Raw genomic sequence first — 16,583 nt, forward strand, 5'->3', positions numbered from 1 at the left:
TGTGGATACTGCACGAAGCACTACCACCGGATCCGCAAATATGGAAACACCCATGAAGATCGGCGAGCCACTGGAAGAACCATCTGTGCCGTCGCTAACTGCGAGGCAACGGCGGTCGGGCACGGCTACTGCGTCAAGCACTATCAGCGGTATATGAAATACGGAGACCCAGAAACCGTTAATCCTTGCAGGCTCTGCGGAAACGCTGAAACCGCACAGGGGGTCTCCTGGTGCCTACCGTGCATCGAGAGCATCTTCTTCGATGCCGGCTTCCGCATGCTCGGTAAATTTGTCAACAGGATGGCTGGTATCGCATGCGAATGCCTAACATGTGGACGCCGGTCGACTCCTTGTCTGATGAACGTAAAAAAAGGTTCCGGATGTATTGAATGCGCAAAGGACGAAGCAGCCCGACGGAACAGGCTAAGGAGACTCACCGAACAAGAGGCCAGAGAGTCCCTTGCGCTCATCGGCATCGAACTGCGCGGCCTGTATGAGAACGCCACCAACCTAGTGGAGGGAAGATGCCAGCGATGCGGCGACCTCGTAAAGGTCAAGGTGGGGAAGATTCGGGCCAAGCTGAACAACGGAGAGACTGCTTACGGGTGCAGGCGCTGCTACCTCTCAGCCAGGACGCTTCCACTCAAGGAGGTGAAAGAACGATGCGCTGCCGCAGGATCGGAGTATCTGAGCGGATTCACTACCATCAGGAACAAGATCAGGGTTCGCTGCCTCACCTGCGGACGGGAACGAACGAGAAGAGCATCCGACATCCTCATCCTCGGCAACGGCTGCTGGTTCTGCATGCCGCGGAATATCTACAACTCAAAAAAATTGATTCGCGCCCCTTTTCTCGCCAACCAACCCTCCTTTCTCTACATCTTCGAGTTCTCCGACTCCGATGGAACCGTGTTCCGCAAGTACGGCGTAGGCCGAATCGAGGTGCGCGGCGAAGGCCGCCTGCGTACTCACCAGAGAAACGGCGGGTCCTTGATTGACGTGAGGCACGCGGATCTCCTAACCGTCGTTGCAGCCGAGGAACTGATCAGGAAATCGGTGAGTCGCTGGTCCTACATTCCAGCCAACAAAGACTTCACCCGCGGCGGATACACCGAATGCTACACGCCCGACATCGACCTCGATCTCGATGCCTTCATCGAAGCTGCCGGTCGTCTCATTCAGAAGATGATAAGCACTGAGGATGGTTCCGACCGATCCGCATTAAGCGGAGCAGAACGCTTCGACTAGCTCCCACAATCCGTCCAGCACGACCCACATCAGCTGCTGGCTTCTCCTCGCACGCCGCACAACAGGCAAACTTTATGGGGAATTCCTAGCCACGCCGTCGCATCACTGAGCCGGCCAGTCCCCCTTGTCGGCCACGAAGCTCCCGCGCTGCGGCAAGGTGATGACCCATCCCTCGTCGCGGAGCATGGCCACGGCCTGGCGGGCCGTGTCACGGGCCACCCCGTGATCCTTGACCATCTGCGACTCGGAGGGGATCCGGTCGCGCGGCTGTAGCGCACCGGTCTTGATCTGCTCTCGGATGATCGCCGCCACCTGCTGATAGATCGGCGTCGGATCGAACCTGTCCACTTCCACGAAGGGGACGTTAGGCACGTTGCCTATGGTGCTCATATGGGCAACGTCGTAGACGAGGTAGACAAGACAGACGTAAGGTCAGCTCATGACCTGGGCCTACCACAGCATCCACGTCGCGCCGCCCTTGGCCAGCCACGAGAAGCTCACCTGGCGGGCCCCGCTTCCCCGAACCGACCGCGTGCGCATCCGGCAGCACACCTGCATGTGCAGAGACCAGGTCTACGAACTTTGCGCCTCCGGCGGCCTGATGTTCATCCGCCGCACCACCAAGAGGGCAGGCCGGATCATCGTCCACGAGACAGAGCGCTGGCTCAGCAAGCGCGCCGAAGAAGTTTGGCTCCTACTACTGACAGGGCGAGTGCTTTGAGCTGGGCGTAGAGGCCTCGACCCTTGGCATGAGGCTCGCCATCCAAGACCACCCGGCGAACCACCTCAGTGGCCCTCCACGGCGGACTGTCCGTCCGGATGTAGCAGACCGGGCTCTCCTCTTCAATCTGTGCTCCGACCAGCACACCCAGGTCAACAAGACGCGACAGTTCCCGCCTGATCACTGTGGAGGGGCCGCACGTACGAGGAGCTCAGACTGATAGAAGCGCCCTCTATCGAGGCTCAACACCCAGATGGCTGTCCGCAAGCATGTCGTACACCTAAAAAAGAAGACGACCCACTTGCTCAATCTCTATGTGCAGCAGACTCTCCTCTACTAACATGTTTCTTGTTAGTAGTCTGAGGATAACTCTTACCCAGCGCGGGAAGGATATTCCCATGAGTCACCGGTCGCGCATCGAATGGACCGAAACCACCTGGAATCCGACAACAGGATGTGACCGGATATCCGCTGGCTGCGATAACTGCTATGCCCTGACGCTGGCTAAGCGCTTAAAGGCCATGGGAGCGGAAAAGTATCAGAAAGACGGAGATCCGCGAACCAGCGGACCGGGGTTCGGCGTAACGATTCACGAAAACACACTTACCGCTCCACTGCGATGGCGCACCCCTAGACTCGTATTCGTTAACTCAATGAGCGATCTGTTCCACGCAAAAGTGCCATTCAACTTCGTGCGTCGCGTATTTGAGGTGATGGAAGAAACCCCTCAGCACACGTATCAGATCCTCACCAAGAGAGCAAGTCGCCTTGCCCGAATAGCCCATCTTCTACCGTGGCCAGAAAACGTCTGGATGGGCGTAAGCGTTGAAGACAGCAGCACACTATGGAGAATCGATTCTCTCCGCAAGGTTCCCGCAGCAAGGCGCTTCATATCGGCCGAACCTCTTATTGGTCCATTGCACGACATAGACTTGAGCGATATCGACTGGCTAATTGCTGGGGGTGAGAGTGGTACTCAAGCGCGTCCACTCGATCCCGGCTGGGTCAGAGATCTAAGAGACCAGTGTCTACGCCAAGAAGTAGCGTTCTTTTTCAAGCAATGGGGCGGCCGAACCCCCAAGGCAGGTGGACGATCCCTCGATGGACGCACCTGGGATGAGATTCCCGCGCCTCGCAGTCACGAGATCACAATAGAGCGATCTAAAGTACACGCCGGATAACACTCTTATGAAAAGATTCACCGACACCCGGGTTGTCTATTTCCTTCAGCCGGTAAAGCTCTTTAACCGCTTTCCTGACGTGAGGGATCCAGGCAGACCCTAAGGTTTTTCCATAAACCCGGTCAACGTGCTCAACTATCCGGAAGCTTCCATAGCGATCCAACAAGTTGCGAATGTTGCCCTGGATCTCAGATATCCATCTGGGTGCTTCATGCTTAACATACAGATCTGAATCGAAGGCGTTTAAAACTTCGTCATCCCCGAACAGGGAGTCCATCCCCATCGCCGCAGCTCTGTCCAGCTCCTTGCTGACCGAATCTCTCCGCCATGCCTCATGCCACTCAAGGCCGGCTTTGCCTAGAGCGTCTGCGAACTGCCAGATCCCTTCGGGATGTCGAGTGAACAGTACAAGAACATACTTAGGAAGATGTTCAGGCTTCATTCGAACCTGGATACTAACTGACTGAAAGCCAGTAGCAGCTCTTACACGCTCTCTGTAGATATTTGCAACCTTCATGGCTGCATGGGTTGCAGCTCCCAGATCACCTTTTTCTAGATCAGCGAAATGCGGCTGCCACCAAGCTCCACCAAGGAACCGGTTTAAGCGATCGATTTTCTTGAGATCCTCCTCAGATGGGCCCTTATCATTCAACCTGCTTTCTCGGACCGCAGGCCCGAGGCGGGATACTGCACTAACGCTAAAATGGAGCAGGACTTCTGTAGGAAGCGAATCTGGCCGATTGAGGATCATCTTCAATCGCTCACTATCCAGTGCCGTTCCAAATGGATCAAGAAAGGCTAGAAGGGCACTGCCCCGAGCCTCACTCAAGATCTCCGGTATATGCGCGCCGAGATCCCCCTTGCGAACCTTGTAAGGCATCCCATGGCCGCTATACCTATCAAGAGTACGCTGCAGGTTCTCGTAATTGCTTGCATCACGCTCGACGAAGATCCCTTCTACGTTTCGGAATGCACTAACTGACTGTGCACTCTGAGCAAGCAGCAGCGGGGATCCCGGAGAGCCGTCTGCGTACTCTCCGCAACCAGCGTAGCCATCAACGAAAACTACACGACGGTCCGGCACGAGAGAGCCCGCCTTTGAAGCGAACACTACAGGGTAACGCTTCAGTATCCCGTGCTTGAAGACAGCAGCAGCTCGACGCTTCCGGAAGAAGTCATCGTTCGCCGTCACGGCCACCACCTAAGTGAGAGCAGGAGGTCTTACTGGCACTTGAAGAATTACATGCATTTGGAACGTTTGACAAGCGCCCCTCAAAAAAGTGAACGCCAGTTCGACAATGGTGTAACACCATTCATTTTGGCCTGCGGCTAATTCACGAATTAGTCAGACATGAACGTGCCTAGCTGATCACCTCGTACGCCGTCGACCCACCGCGGAGCGGCAGCGGGCCGGGGACGGAGGGGCAAGCCCGGCCTCGCGTGTACATCAGCCGGCCGCCGTTCCTCGGTCATCGGATGCCATCCCGCACGGCCGGGCTTGCCCCGTAGGAACCGGGCTGCTGGGCTTGCCTGGGTCGATGGCGTGCGCGGTGATCAGCCCCGGCCACCCCGAAACCCCGGCTCGCGCTCGGCGATCACCTCGGGGCCGGAGCGCCCCCGCCGGAGGCATGCCCTGACCTCCGCTGTCCGCCTCGCCGTACGGCTCCTGCTCGCCGTACTCCGTCCGGTCTGCGGGTCGTCTCCCCGCGTCGCTCTGCCCGGCGTCCGATGTGCGGCGGCGGCGCGGCCGGGACCGGCCCGAAGAGGCCGCACGCCCGGTCCGCGGCCGCCAGCCGCCCGCCGCCCAGCGGGCGGCGGCTTGATGACGTAGGGAAAGTTTGAACCACGCCCGTTCGGCTCGTCTGTACGGCGCGGTTACCGGCTCATCCTGATGGCTTCGGCGAGATCCCTCATGCTCGTGGTCACCGCATGCGCTCCGGCCTGGGCGAGCCTCACGTCCTTACCGGGTGCGTCGGCGTAGGCGATGCTCCGGCTCCCGGCGTTGGCCGCTGCCTGCATGTCAAAGTCCGAGTCTCCGATCAGTACGGCCTCGCCCGGCGGCACGCCGACCATCTCGCAGGCTCGGAGCAGCGACCGGGGATGCGGCTTCATCTCGGCGGGGTTACCGATCGGGCGGCCGACGACTCCGGCGACCTTCTCCCTCAATCCGGCCGATCCGAGGAACGTCTCGATCGCGGGCTCGGAGTTGTTGCTCACGATCACGACCGGTCGGCCCGTCTCGGCGCAGGCGTTGAGCAGTTCCCGGACTCCCGGCGTGATCTCGGCGCAGCCCGCGGCTTCGACCTCGTAGGCCATGAACGAGGTCTCCACCTTGTCGACCAGCTCGGGCGCGAAGACCGCCGTACGGCGCAGCACCTTGAGCGGGTCGTCCAGCTCCGCGACGTCCTGCGGAAGCTCGGCGCCCTGGTCCTGGAGCAGCTGCTTGAGCCGGGCCGCGACCACGGGGGCCGGCAGACCGGCGAAGACGCTGCACACGGGGCCGTCGAAGTCGAGCAGCACGGCACGGGACTGACGGAGGATCTCCGTCAGCCTCTCGCTCACAACTCGACCTCTCGGCTGATCGTGGACCACATGCTCTCGAACCACGTCCGGACCTGGGCGACGTACTGCGACTGCATCGAGGAGGCGTCCTCGGTGACCTGGTAGTGGAACAGCACCGCGTCCTTGCCCATCACGTCGTACATCTCGTGCGGCTCGCCCTTGATCCGGACCGTGTGTTTGACCACCGGGTAGAAGCCGAAGAACACCTGTTCCCGGTTGATCACGTAGAACTTGAACGCCGGGGTGGTCTGGTGGACGCGGACCTCGACGGAGGCGGACTTCACCAGTCCGAGGTCTGCCAGCTCGTGGACGGCGTCCGCGATGGCCTGGGTGCTGCGCTGCTGGATGCGGTGGGCGCGTGCCCGGATCACCGGGTCATCGCTGAGGTCTTCCGCCCGGCACGGCAGGGACATCGGGTGCCCCATGTCCGGGACCAGGATGCGGATGCCGATGGTCTCGGGCGTGAGCCGTCCGAGGCGGATCTTGTCCAAGGGCTCTTGGAGCATGCCCTGAAGGGTCTCCCCGGAGAAGCCGGCGAAGTCGATGGAGACGTTGGCCGCCTCGAAGGCGTGCTCGATGTGCGGCCGGAGCTCCACCGGGCGCTCGGTGCGCTCCCGGACGAACACGCCGCTCCCCTGACGCGACACGATCAGCCCTTCGTCCCGGAGCAGGCGGATCGCCTGCTGCACGGTCATGCGCGCCACGCCGTACTGCTTGGCGAGTTCGGTCCCCGAGGGCAGCTTCTCCCCGGGCTCGAACTTCTTCGTAAGGATCGCCGCACGCAGGGCGTTCGCCACCTGCTGGTAGGGCGGACGGGGGTCGTCGGGGTCGAGACTCATCACGCAAATCAGTCTAGTTCTCCTAGGTCGCCTAGGCCAGTTGTTCCGAGAGGCTTGACATGTCTAGCCATGCTGGACAACATGAAGTCACGGCCAACCTGGCTAGGCAAGTTAGGCAACTCAAGGAGTGATCGAAATGCGCAACATCCCCGTCGACATCTCGGCCCTGGCGTTCATCGTCGCGGGCGAGCCCGAGCCCAAGATCGCGGACCGCGCCACGGGCGAGGTGAAGCGAGACGCGGAGGGCCGGGACCTCTACACGATCCCGCTGCTCCCCAAGCCGAACGACGACCGGCGCAACCCAGTGATCGTGGTGACGTTCCCCAGCGAGACGTTCCCGCAGATCCCCGAGGGTGTGCTGGTCACCCCGGTCGGACTGTCCGCGTTCTTCTGGTCGATGAACGGCCGCTCGGGCCTCGGCTTCCGTGCCGAGGCGATCCGGCCGGCCAACCTCAAGGCCGCCTGATCGGCCGGACGTGACGCCCCTGGAGCGGGCTCGCCTGGCAGCACCGCCCGCTCCGGGGCCTCCCTCTCGCCTTCAACGAAAGGAGGACTCCCATTATGTTCGAGCATCTGCCCTGGCCGGTCCTGGTACTGCCCGCGCTCGTCGCCCTGCTCCTGGGCTGGCGCAGGTGGCACCGGCAGTCGTTCTGGTACGCGGTCGGGTATCCGCTCACCGCGATCACGGTCCGCGCCACCTGGCGCAAGGTCGCCCTCGGCTGCGGCCTGACCAAGAAGCGGCAGCGGTTCTGGTTCACCACCGTCCCCGGCCTGGTCGCCTCCACCGGCGCCGTACGAGTCAAGCGCAAGTTCCAGCGGGTGGCGGTGGACACCAAGCCGTGGATGTGGCTGCCGCTGCCGACCCGGCACGGCTGGCGGGTCACCCTCCACACCCTGGAGGGCCAGGTCCCCGAGGACTACAGCGCGGCGGCCGAACGGCTCGCGCACTCCTGGCGGGTGCACGCCGTACGGGTCTCCTCTCCCCGGCCGGGCCGGGTGGTCCTGTACGTGACCATCCGCGATCCCCTCGTGCGGGTCGACAAATTGCCGCCCTCGCCCGACCTGCTCAAGGTCACCGTGGGGCGGCTGGAGACCGGCCGCCTGTGGGAGATCGACTTCCGTACGGTCCCGCACTGGCTCAACGCCGGGGCCACCCAGTCCGGAAAGTCGAACCTCGCCAACGCGCTCATCGTCGGCCTGGCTCCACAGCCGGTCGCCCTGGTCGGCTTCGACCTCAAGGGCGGCGTGGAGTTCACCCCGTACGCACCCCGGCTGTCGGCCCTGGCCACCTGCCGCGCCGAGTCGGTCGGCCTGCTGGATGACCTCGTGGCGCTTATGACCGACCGCATGGGCATCTGCCGTCAGGCGGGCGCCCGCAACATCTGGCAGCTTCCGCCGGCGATCCGCCCGGTCCCGGTCGTCGTCCTGGTCGACGAGCTGGCCGAGCTGTACCTGATGGCCGACAAGAGCGAGAAAGACGAGATCGCCCGCACCTCCACGGCCCTGCTGCGTGTGGCTCAGCTCGGCCGGGCCTTCGGCATCTACCTGTTCTGCTGCGGCCAGCGCATCGGCTCCGACCTCGGACCCGGCGTCACCGCGCTCCGCGCCCAGTGCTCGGGCCGCATCTGCCACCGGGTCAACGACCCCGAAACCGCGACCATGACCCTCGGCGACCTCGACCCGGCCGCCCTGGTCTCCGCCCGCGCCATCCCCGCCGAGACACCCGGCGTCGCCATCGTCGCCTCACAGGACGGCCAGTGGTACCGCGCCCGCTCCTTCTACGTCTCCGAGGCCGCCGCTGAGCACGCCGCTCACGCCTATGCCCACCTGACCCCGTCCTGGGCCGACGTCATGGCCTCCCGCACTGGCATCGCCGAACTCGACCTGCGTACGGCCTGACCTCATCTCCTCGCGGCTCGGCGTGAGCCCTGATCACGCCAGCTCCCTACCCGTCCCATGCCCGAATCCGGAAGGAGGTGGACCGCGATGACCCGTCACCAGCCCGGCCGCGTCCGTGCCGTGCTGCTGGACTCCGCGCCGGTCGTGGTCCTGGCCGTCATCGCGGCGGTGGGTTCCTTCACCCACATCTCCGAACTGGCCGCCGAGCACGGCCAGCGCGGCTGGAAGTCCTGGGCGGTCGCGGTGTGCATCGATCTGATGTGCGTCATGGCCACCCGGGAACTCCAGCGGGACAAGCGCACCGGCCGTCCCCGGCGGGGGCCGGTCTCCTGGCCCGCCCTGGTGCTGGCCGGCGGGATCGTGCTCACGCTGGCGGCCAACCTCGCCCGCGCCGAACCGTCGGTCTGGGGCTGGATCTGCGCCGCGATGCCTGCGGTGGCCTTCCTCGTGGCGATCTCCATGCTGGAACGCCGCGCCTCGCACCGGCCTGCGGCTCCGGCCGAGATCGCCGTCCCAGTGGCCACGGCCGCTCCCGAGACCGGCACCGCTCCCCCGCCGGTCGTCCTGTCCCCCATGCCCGACGTGGCCGAGGAGCCTCCGGGCCACCAGCCCGGTCCGTCCCCGGCCCTGCTCACCTTCGCCCGGCGGCTGGCCGACGAGCACAGCGCCAAGCACGGCCGTCCCGTCACGGCCGACCTTCTCCGCACCCGTATGGGCATCTCCGGTGACCTCGCCGCCGACCTGCTGCGGCAGATCTCCGCCGATCCCACCTGACCGAAAGGAGCCGACCCGTCATGTCCCTTCCCGACCTGCCGTACCTGGTGGAGGCCCCCCGCACCTGGGCGCGCGGCTCGTACGCCGTGGAAGCCGCGGTGGAGCTGCTGGTCCGTCACGGAACCTGGCTGCACCGCAGCGACTTCCTGCGCATGGCCGTGGAGTACGTCCCGGCCGTCTACAGCCGCGCCCCGTACACCGTCATCTCCTGGGACACCCTCCACTCGGCGCTGTTCAACGGCCTGCTGCCCTGCTCCAACTCCGAGGCCGCCATCCTGCGGATCGCGCTCAGCCTCGCCGAGGGCCACCCCGTCGACCTCGGCCCGGCCGTCGCCCGCCTGGACCGGGCCAACCTCGCCTACGTCCTGGCCGCCATCCGGCACGCCAACGGAGACCGATCCGCCTGGGCCTCCGTGGACGGCACGTCATGACCCGGCTGAGCTGCCCGTTCTGCCGATGCTGCGCCCGTTACGGCTGCGAACTCGACGGAGACCCGGCCGACTGCGACCGCCTCGACCCCGCCGACGACACGCCCTGCCCCTGCCCCCGATCCGAGGAAGGAGGAGACACCACATGATCCGCACTTGCGGCTGCGCCACCTGCAACGGCACCGGCCTGGTCAACGACGACAGCGACAGCAGCCCCTACCAGGTCGCGGCCACCTGCCCCGACTGCGGCGGGACCGGCCTCGACATCTGATCAGCGACGCCACCACGGGGCGGCTCAAGCCTGGCAGCCCGCCGCTCCGCGGGGCGTCTCCTCCGCTCACTCGCAAAGGAACCACCAGTATGCGCCACCCGCCACCTGCGGATCCCGGCGACTCCGCCCGCGTCCGCCCCGCCCAACGAGACACCCGATCGCCCATCACCGGCCGCTCCGGCGGCGAGAGCACGGAAAGGAGGAGGAATGGCCGAACCCGCACCCATCGGTGATCTGGTCGGCCCGGCCATCCGGGACCTGGCCCGCCACTCCGGCCGGGACCTGAACCGCTGGCTCCAGCAGGTCGACCGGTTGCGCGGATGCTCCGCCCCCGTCCGCCTGGTCGGTGACGTCTCCACCGTCGACCCGGCCACCGGGGAGGTCCTGCACCACTACTCCACCAGCGGCGAGCCGCACGGGCAGCTGCTCGTCCGCTGCGGCAACCGGCGGGCCTCCCGCTGCCCGGCCTGCGCCGAGACCTACCGGGCCGACACTTTCCACCTGATCCGCGCGGGCCTGCTCGGCGGGGACAAGGGCGTCCCCGCCACCGTGAGCACGCATCCGCGTGTCCTGGCCACCCTCACGGCCCCGAGCTTCGGCCCGGTCCACCGCAGCCCGGACAAGCACGGTCGGGCCGACGTCTGCCACCCCCGCCGCAACGGCCCGGCCTGCTTCGAACGGCACGGCTCCAACGACCGGCGCATCGGCCAGCCGCTCGACCCCGGCACCTACGACTACGCGGGACACGTCCTGTGGAACGCCCACGCGGGCGCGCTCTGGCACCGCTTCGGGGTCTACCTGCGGCGGCACCTGAGCGCGTCGGCCGGGCTCACCCGCGCCGAGTTCGACCGGCGGGTCCGGCTCTCCTTCGCCAAGGTCGCCGAATACCAGGCACGCGGGATCGTCCACTTCCACGCCGTGATCCGCCTCGACGGCCGCACCCCGGACGGCGGGATCGACCCGCCTCCGTCCTGGGCCACGGCGGATCTGCTCACCGGGGCCATCGAGTCGGCGGCCGAGGCCGTGCACCTCGACGTGTCCGACCCGTACGGCGACGCCTCGCGGGCTCTGCGCTGGGGCGCCGTCGACGTGCGGCGGATCGAGACGACCGGCCCGGACGGGGCCGCGCTCTCCGAGGCGGCGGTGGCCGGCTACGTCGCCAAGTACGCCACCAAGGCCGCCGAGACCTCCGGCACCCTGGACCGGCGGGTCAAGCGCTCCGACCTTCCCCGGCTCGAACAGCGCGGCGTCACCGAGCACGCCGCCCGGCTGATCCGCACCGCCTGGGAACTCGGCGACACCACGGCCCATCCCGACCTCGCGCCGCTCCGGCTCCGGCAGTGGGCGCACATGCTCGGCTTCCGCGGCCACTTCTCGACCAAGAGCCGGGCCTACTCCACCACCATGACCGCGCTGCGCCGCGTCCGGCTGGAGTACCGCCAGGCCCGTGACCTCGCGCGCCTGCCGTACGACCCGGCCGCCACGCTCACCCTCGCGAGCTGGAGGTACGCGGGCCAGGGCTACACGGCGGGGGAATCAGCCCTCGCCGCCCAGTTCACCGACCACCAGACAGGAGGTAACCGATGCGCCACAGTGTGATCCAGCTCGTTCCCCGGCAGACCGGGCCGTCCGCCCCGGATCCGGACACCGCAACGGGCAGGTCCTGCGACGGCAGGGCCGTCTACACCGTCGCCGAGGTCGCCCGCCTCCTGTCGCTCTCCCGGGGCAGCGCCTACGCCTCCGTCCGTGACGGCACGATTCCGGCCATCAGGGTCGGCGGCCGGTGGGTGATCCCCAAGCGGCGTTTCCACACCTGGCTCGACGGACTGGCGGAAGGCGGAGAGCACTGACATGGGCCACATCATCAAGACCAAGGCCGGCACCTACCGCGCCAACTGGCGGGACCACACCGACCGGCAGCGCTCGAAGACCTTCGCCACCAAGCGGGAGGCGACGGCATTCCTCGCCGAGATCAACAGTTCGCTCAACCGAGGGACCTACGTCGACCCGCACGCGGGCAAGACCAAGTTCGGTCCCTACGCGGAGGCCTGGCTGAAGTCCCGGAACCACGAGCTGGCCACAGCCGCGCGTGATGAGTCGATCATGCGGAACCACGTCCTGGCCCGCTGGCAGGACGTTCCGCTCGGCAAGATCGACCATTCGGCCGTACAGGCGTGGATAACCGAGTTGGGCAAGCGGCTCTCTCCGGCCAGTGTGATCGAGTGCAACCGCCTGCTCTCGGGTGTGCTGCGCTCGGCGGTGCGAGACCGGATCATCGGCGTCAACCCGTGCGAGGGCGTACGGCTGCCCCGGCGTCGCCGCCAGGACGACGATGACCGGATCATCAGTCGGGAGGAGTTCACCGCCCTCCTCCCCCACATCCCCGACCGGTACCGCGCGGTGGTCGCCCTGGCGGCCGGGGCCGGCCTTCGGTGGGGCGAGTGCGCAGGACTGCGGTGGGACGCCGTCGACCTCGACGCCGGAACCGTCCGGGTGCTCCGGGTCGCCGTGGAGATCAACGGGCACGTCACCATCAAGCCCTATCCGAAGTCCAAGGCCGGACGCCGTGAGGTCCCGCTCCCCGGGTTCGTGGTGGAGCTCCTCACCGCGCACCGGGCCGCTTTCCCTCCCGGGCCGCTCGGCGAGGTCTTCACGGTGCGTAGCGGCAGCCTGATGAGCCGCCACACCTTCCGCGCCCGCGTCTGGCGGCCGTCCCTCGTCCGGGCCGGGCTGCTCGGCTCGGTCTCGGACCTCGGTGAAGGCTTCCTCGGCACCTGGACCGACAAGAGCGGCGGCGAACGGCATAAGCGCTTCACGACCAAGGAGGAAGCCGTCCTCTACCTCGCCCAGCACGCCGGAGAGGGCCTGCGCTTCCACGACCTGAGGCACTGCTACGCGACCTGGCTCGTCTCCAGCGGCGTCCCCGTCAACGACGTCGCCGGGCTCATCGGTCATGAGCAGATCTCGACCACGCTCAACCGCTACACGCACGCCTCCCGCGACCGCAACGGCCGTGCCCGGGCGGTGTTCGCCGACTTATCCCTCCACCCGACCGTGGAGAAACCGGCGACGGCCGAGCCGACCACCGATGAAGAACCAACTCCATAGTTCCTGAGCAAGCAGAAGGCTCGATTCCACAAATGGAGTCGGGCCTTCACGCTTTGCCAGCCCGGCCTGCCTTATGGTCAGCCCGTGACCGCTCCCGCTTGGCAACAGATCGAGTCGGAACGCTACGAAGATTTCTGGGCGGCCTTCGATGCCCGGTTCAACTTCCGGCCCCAGTACAAGCCCAGCCATGAGCTGTACGACGAGCCTGCGATCAACGAACCGACCCCGTCAGTGACCATCGATCTGTCCCCCATCTTCGCCACCAGCGGGTCCGCTCAGTTCGCTGCGGCACAGGACGCCGTCAACATCCTCGGTCTGCTGGCCATGACCCGCACCTTCACCGTGTCACAACGACTGCTCGTGCTCGACTGGCAGCATCCAAGCTGGGGCTTTTGGCCTCACCGTCAGGCCCTCACCGATACCCCCCACTGGCCCGTCGAGATCTTCCCCGATGGGGACTACTACATCTTCATGTCCGAGGACATGGCGAACGGCACCTTCGGCCATCCCTGGGAGCAGACCCTCTGTGTCTTCGGCGCAGACCTGACCGCCACGCTGGTGCCGCTCCTGACGTCATGGCTCCCGATCAAACGGTCCCACCTTCCATCGGCATAGCCGGCTTCTCAGGGGAGACCGAAGCGCTCGGCAGCGTTCGCTGACTTTTCGCTGACTCCGGCCTTCGGGAGCCCTGCGGAGGCCGTACGCCTCTCCTCCAGAGATAAACCGATCACATAGCCCCTGAACAGCGAAAAGGCCCGGCTCCATGATCTGGAACCGGGCCTTCCGTCCTGGTGGAGATGAGGGGATTCGAACCCCTGACCCCTTCGATGCGAACGAAGTGCGCTACCGGACTGCGCTACATCCCCAAGACGTGGACTAGATTAGCAAACATCCGAGGGCGCTCGCGCCATCCGGGCACCGATCAGTCTCCGACCGCGCGGCGGGACGGCTCTGCGTACTGGTCGAAGAGCTCGTCGCGGTGCTCGGAGAGGTCGATGATCTCCGCCTGCGGGGCCGCCGCCCGCCGCGCCGCAGCCTCCGCGGCCCGGCGCCGGGTGCGCCTGGCACGTTCCGCGCGGGCCTGGGCGGCGGCTCTGCGCCGCTCGGCGTCGACCTGCACCGCGACCCGCAGGACCGCCAGGTGGACGCCCAGGAGGACCACCGAGGGCGCCACGCCCCACCAGGGGATCACCTGGACCGCCGCGGTCACCACCGAGGCCAGGAGCAGCAGCGCGCACCAGAGCGTCAGCCGTCGCCGCTTGGCCACGAGCGCCGCCCGGCGGCGCTGCGCGGCGCGGCGGAGCTCCGCCCTCCGGTGCCCCTGAACGCCTTCCCCCTCCGGCTGCACGGCACCGGTCGCGGCCCCCGGAACAGCACCTGCCGACATCCGGGAGGCGGCACCTGGCGCGGAGGCGGTCGCGGCGGCGCCGGACGGCGCCGCGGATCCCACGGCGGATCCTGCGATCCCCGTAAGGGGTCCGGACGGGCCCTCCTCCTGGCCCGGGTCCCCGGCCGGCGAGCCGGCGAGGTCGTACGCCCCGGTGGCCTCGTCCCGCTCGTCGACCTCGACGAGCGTGGTCCGGTCGCGCCGCAGCCACATGGGCACGAGCACGCACAACCACATGACGACGATGGCGAGGTAGAGGAGGACGCTGCTCACGGTCGCCTCCGGGCAGCACGAAGGCACGCCTGACCACGGGGCGTCCTCACTGTGCTCACGTCACGCACCGTAAGACCGCGTGTCACTATTTGACGAGTATTCAATTCGGTGTGTCGCCAGATCGTCACACCTCTTCGTGCGAGGGACCGCCGGAGGCCGTGGCCTCCCGGGCGTGTCGCCACCGCGCGAGCAGGCCCCTGGGCGCGTCCTCGACCGTGAGGGCGTAGCAGATGTGGTCGCGCCAGGCCCCGTCGATGTGCAGATGCCGGCGCCGGATGCCTTCTTCCCGGAAGCCGAGCTTCTCAACCACCCTGCGGCTGGCCTGGTTCTCCGGCCGGATGTTGGCCTCGATCCGGTGCAGCCCGGTGGTGAAGAAGCAGTGGTCCACCGCCAGGGCCACGGCGGTCGGGATGATCCCCCGGCCGGCCAGCGCGCCGTCCACCCAGTAGCCGATCTGGGCGGACCTGGCCGACCCCCAGACGATCGCGCCCACGGTGAGCTGGCCCGCGAAGGCTCCGTCGTACGTGACGACCCACGGCAGCGCCAGCCCCTGCCTGCCCTCCCTGCGCAGCGTCCCGGCCATCGAGATGTACGGGCCCAGCCCGGTCCGGAACAGGGGCGTCTCCGGGTTGCTCGGCTCCCACGGCCGGAGCCAGTCGGCGTTGCGCAACCGCGAGTCCCGCCAGACCCGCACGTCCCGCAGGCGCAGCGGCCGGAGTCCCACCGGGCCCTCCGTCAGGGTCACCGGCCAGCCACGAAGTCGATCCACCCCTTCATCATCCCCCCAAGCCGCGCCGGCGTGCCACGGAGAGACCGCGGAGAGGCCGCGGGAGGTCACCGGGGATGGTCTCCCCCGCGGATCTGGTCCACGGCGTGCCGCAGCACGGGCGCCAGTACGGCCATGCCGTCGCGGACCCCGCCGGAGGAACCGGGGAGGTTCACGACCAGGGTGGAGCCCGCCTGGCCCGCCAGCCCGCGGGACAGGACGGAGGCCGGCACCTTCTCCCTGTTCGCCTGCCGGATCGCCTCGGCGATGCCGGGGATCTCCCGGTCGAGCACCCGCGCGGTCATCTCGGGGGTCAGGTCGGCCGGGGTCAGGCCGGTGCCGCCGGTGGTGACGATCACGTCGTAGCCACCTGCCACCCCGGCGCGGAGCGCCTCCTCGACCGGCTCGCCGTCGGGGACCACCACCGGGCCGTCCACCTCGCATCCGGCCTCCGCGAGCAGCCCGGCCAGGAGCCTGCCCGACGAGTCCTCGTACACCCCGGCGGCGGCCCGGTCGGACGCCGTGATCACCAGAGCCCGCATGCGCGGCCCGCCTTCCTCGTCGCCACTCCGCCGGGACCCCGGCGGGCGTTCCGGCCCGCGGTCAGGGCTCGCCGCTCCGTCGGCACCCCGGCGGGCGTTCCGGCCCGCGGTCAGGACCTCGTCCAGACGCCGGTCTTGCCACCGGTCTTCTCCTCGACCCTGACGTCCGTGATGACCGCCGCCGGGTCGACCGCCTTCACCATGTCGATCAGCGCCAGCGCGGCGACGGCGACCGAGGTCAGCGCCTCCATCTCGACGCCGGTCCGGTCGGCCGTCCTCACCCTGGCGGAGATCTCCACTCCGTCGTCGACCACGGTCAGCTCGACCTTCACGCCGTGCAGCGCGATCGGGTGGCAGAGCGGGATCAGGTCGGGGGTGCGCTTGGCGCCCATGATGCCCGCGATCCTCGCGGTGCCGAGCGCGTCCCCCTTGGGGATCTCGCCCGACCTCAGCAGGGCCACCGCCTCGGCGGACAGCAGCACCTTGCCGGTCGCGACGGCCGCGCGCGCGGAGACGTCCTTGGCCGAGACGTCCACCATGCGCGCCGCGCCGGTCTCGTCGAGATGTGAGAAACCGCTCATCCG

Annotated in this window: 20 protein-coding genes and 1 tRNA gene; 12 read left to right on the forward strand and 9 right to left on the reverse strand. The window is 67.0% G+C overall.

Annotated elements, in window-relative coordinates; all coding sequences use genetic code 11:
- The first annotated feature begins 153 nt into the window (after positions 1-153).
- Positions 154-1,248, forward strand: coding sequence for a hypothetical protein (locus HS048_RS00820; protein WP_196465825.1), 1,095 nt, complete (start codon positions 154-156; stop codon positions 1,246-1,248).
- Between the two features lie 102 nt (positions 1,249-1,350).
- Here the strand turns inward: HS048_RS00820 and HS048_RS00825 are convergent, their stop codons facing one another.
- The gene (locus tag HS048_RS00825) at positions 1,351-1,602 is read right to left on the reverse strand and encodes a winged helix-turn-helix domain-containing protein (protein WP_196465826.1); all 252 of its coding nucleotides are present in this window, start codon (positions 1,600-1,602) and stop codon (positions 1,351-1,353) included.
- Positions 1,603-1,687: 85 nt separating this feature from the next.
- On the opposite strand from HS048_RS00825, the gene HS048_RS00830 reads away from it, so the two are divergent.
- Together HS048_RS00830 and HS048_RS00835 are read left to right on the forward strand one after the other, a co-directional pair.
- Complete coding sequence (locus HS048_RS00830) at positions 1,688-1,969, forward strand: hypothetical protein (RefSeq protein ID WP_196465827.1); 282 nt, start codon at positions 1,688-1,690, stop codon at positions 1,967-1,969.
- Positions 1,970-2,367: 398 nt separating this feature from the next.
- Positions 2,368-3,150, forward strand: coding sequence for a DUF5131 family protein (locus HS048_RS00835; RefSeq protein WP_196465828.1), 783 nt, complete (start codon positions 2,368-2,370; stop codon positions 3,148-3,150).
- Here HS048_RS00835 and tcmP read toward each other — a convergent pair.
- The 3 genes from tcmP to HS048_RS00850 all read right to left on the reverse strand — a co-directional run bounded on the left by tcmP (position 3,131) and on the right by HS048_RS00850 (position 6,551).
- Complete coding sequence (tcmP, locus tag HS048_RS00840) at positions 3,131-4,342, reverse strand: three-Cys-motif partner protein TcmP (RefSeq protein ID WP_196465829.1); 1,212 nt, start codon at positions 4,340-4,342, stop codon at positions 3,131-3,133. The two genes, HS048_RS00835 and tcmP, sit on opposite strands and share 20 nt — an antisense overlap.
- Positions 4,343-5,025: 683 nt before the next feature.
- A complete protein-coding gene (locus tag HS048_RS00845) occupies positions 5,026-5,712 on the reverse strand; it encodes an HAD family hydrolase (protein WP_196465830.1) in 687 nt (228 codons plus the stop codon).
- The gene (locus HS048_RS00850; protein ID WP_196467732.1) at positions 5,709-6,551 is read right to left on the reverse strand and encodes a GntR family transcriptional regulator; all 843 of its coding nucleotides are present in this window, start codon (positions 6,549-6,551) and stop codon (positions 5,709-5,711) included. Before HS048_RS00850 ends, HS048_RS00845 begins: the two co-directional genes overlap by 4 nt.
- A gap of 136 nt (positions 6,552-6,687) precedes the next feature.
- On the opposite strand from HS048_RS00850, the gene HS048_RS00855 reads away from it, so the two are divergent.
- The 9 genes from HS048_RS00855 to HS048_RS00890 all read left to right on the forward strand — a co-directional run bounded on the left by HS048_RS00855 (position 6,688) and on the right by HS048_RS00890 (position 13,646).
- Positions 6,688-7,017 (forward strand): hypothetical protein, encoded by a 330-nt coding sequence (locus tag HS048_RS00855; RefSeq protein WP_196465831.1) that lies wholly within the window; start codon positions 6,688-6,690, stop codon positions 7,015-7,017.
- A gap of 95 nt (positions 7,018-7,112) precedes the next feature.
- Positions 7,113-8,450 (forward strand): FtsK/SpoIIIE domain-containing protein, encoded by a 1,338-nt coding sequence (locus tag HS048_RS00860; protein ID WP_196465832.1) that lies wholly within the window; start codon positions 7,113-7,115, stop codon positions 8,448-8,450.
- Between the two features lie 87 nt (positions 8,451-8,537).
- Positions 8,538-9,224, forward strand: coding sequence for a DUF2637 domain-containing protein (locus HS048_RS00865; protein WP_196465833.1), 687 nt, complete (start codon positions 8,538-8,540; stop codon positions 9,222-9,224).
- 20 nt (positions 9,225-9,244) lie between these two features.
- Positions 9,245-9,655 carry a hypothetical protein gene (locus HS048_RS00870; RefSeq protein WP_196465834.1) on the forward strand — a complete coding sequence of 137 codons (411 nt, stop codon included), beginning with the start codon at positions 9,245-9,247 and terminating at the stop codon, positions 9,653-9,655.
- 142 nt (positions 9,656-9,797) lie between these two features.
- A complete protein-coding gene (locus HS048_RS37970) occupies positions 9,798-9,923 on the forward strand; it encodes a hypothetical protein (protein WP_255529560.1) in 126 nt (41 codons plus the stop codon).
- A 207-nt stretch (positions 9,924-10,130) separates the two neighbouring features.
- Positions 10,131-11,522: a replication initiator gene (locus HS048_RS00875; RefSeq protein ID WP_196465835.1), complete on the forward strand. Its 1,392-nt coding sequence runs from the start codon at positions 10,131-10,133 to the stop codon at positions 11,520-11,522.
- Positions 11,507-11,773 (forward strand): helix-turn-helix domain-containing protein, encoded by a 267-nt coding sequence (locus HS048_RS00880; RefSeq protein WP_196465836.1) that lies wholly within the window; start codon positions 11,507-11,509, stop codon positions 11,771-11,773. The genes HS048_RS00875 and HS048_RS00880 overlap by 16 nt, the downstream gene beginning before the upstream one ends.
- A gap of 1 nt (position 11,774) precedes the next feature.
- Positions 11,775-13,031 (forward strand): site-specific integrase, encoded by a 1,257-nt coding sequence (locus tag HS048_RS00885; protein WP_196465837.1) that lies wholly within the window; start codon positions 11,775-11,777, stop codon positions 13,029-13,031.
- Between the two features lie 84 nt (positions 13,032-13,115).
- Entirely contained in the window at positions 13,116-13,646 is a 531-nt protein-coding gene (locus tag HS048_RS00890; RefSeq protein WP_196465838.1) for a DUF2716 domain-containing protein, read from the forward strand.
- Between the two features lie 174 nt (positions 13,647-13,820).
- Here the strand turns inward: HS048_RS00890 and HS048_RS00895 are convergent.
- From HS048_RS00895 to moaC, 5 genes are all read right to left on the reverse strand, one after another.
- Positions 13,821-13,897 (reverse strand) — tRNA-Ala (locus HS048_RS00895).
- 56 nt (positions 13,898-13,953) lie between these two features.
- Complete coding sequence (locus HS048_RS00900; protein WP_196465839.1) at positions 13,954-14,691, reverse strand: hypothetical protein; 738 nt, start codon at positions 14,689-14,691, stop codon at positions 13,954-13,956.
- Between the two features lie 124 nt (positions 14,692-14,815).
- Entirely contained in the window at positions 14,816-15,460 is a 645-nt protein-coding gene (locus HS048_RS00905) for a GNAT family N-acetyltransferase (protein ID WP_068902363.1), read from the reverse strand.
- A gap of 65 nt (positions 15,461-15,525) precedes the next feature.
- Positions 15,526-15,999 carry a molybdenum cofactor biosynthesis protein B gene (locus HS048_RS00910; RefSeq protein ID WP_068902361.1) on the reverse strand — a complete coding sequence of 158 codons (474 nt, stop codon included), beginning with the start codon at positions 15,997-15,999 and terminating at the stop codon, positions 15,526-15,528.
- Positions 16,000-16,109: 110 nt separating this feature from the next.
- A complete protein-coding gene (gene moaC, locus HS048_RS00915) occupies positions 16,110-16,580 on the reverse strand; it encodes a cyclic pyranopterin monophosphate synthase MoaC (protein WP_068902360.1) in 471 nt (156 codons plus the stop codon).
- Positions 16,581-16,583: the final 3 nt, after the last annotated feature.

This window comes from Planomonospora sp. ID91781 (assembly GCF_015711595.1).
GTDB lineage: Bacteria > Actinomycetota > Actinomycetes > Streptosporangiales > Streptosporangiaceae > Planomonospora > Planomonospora parontospora.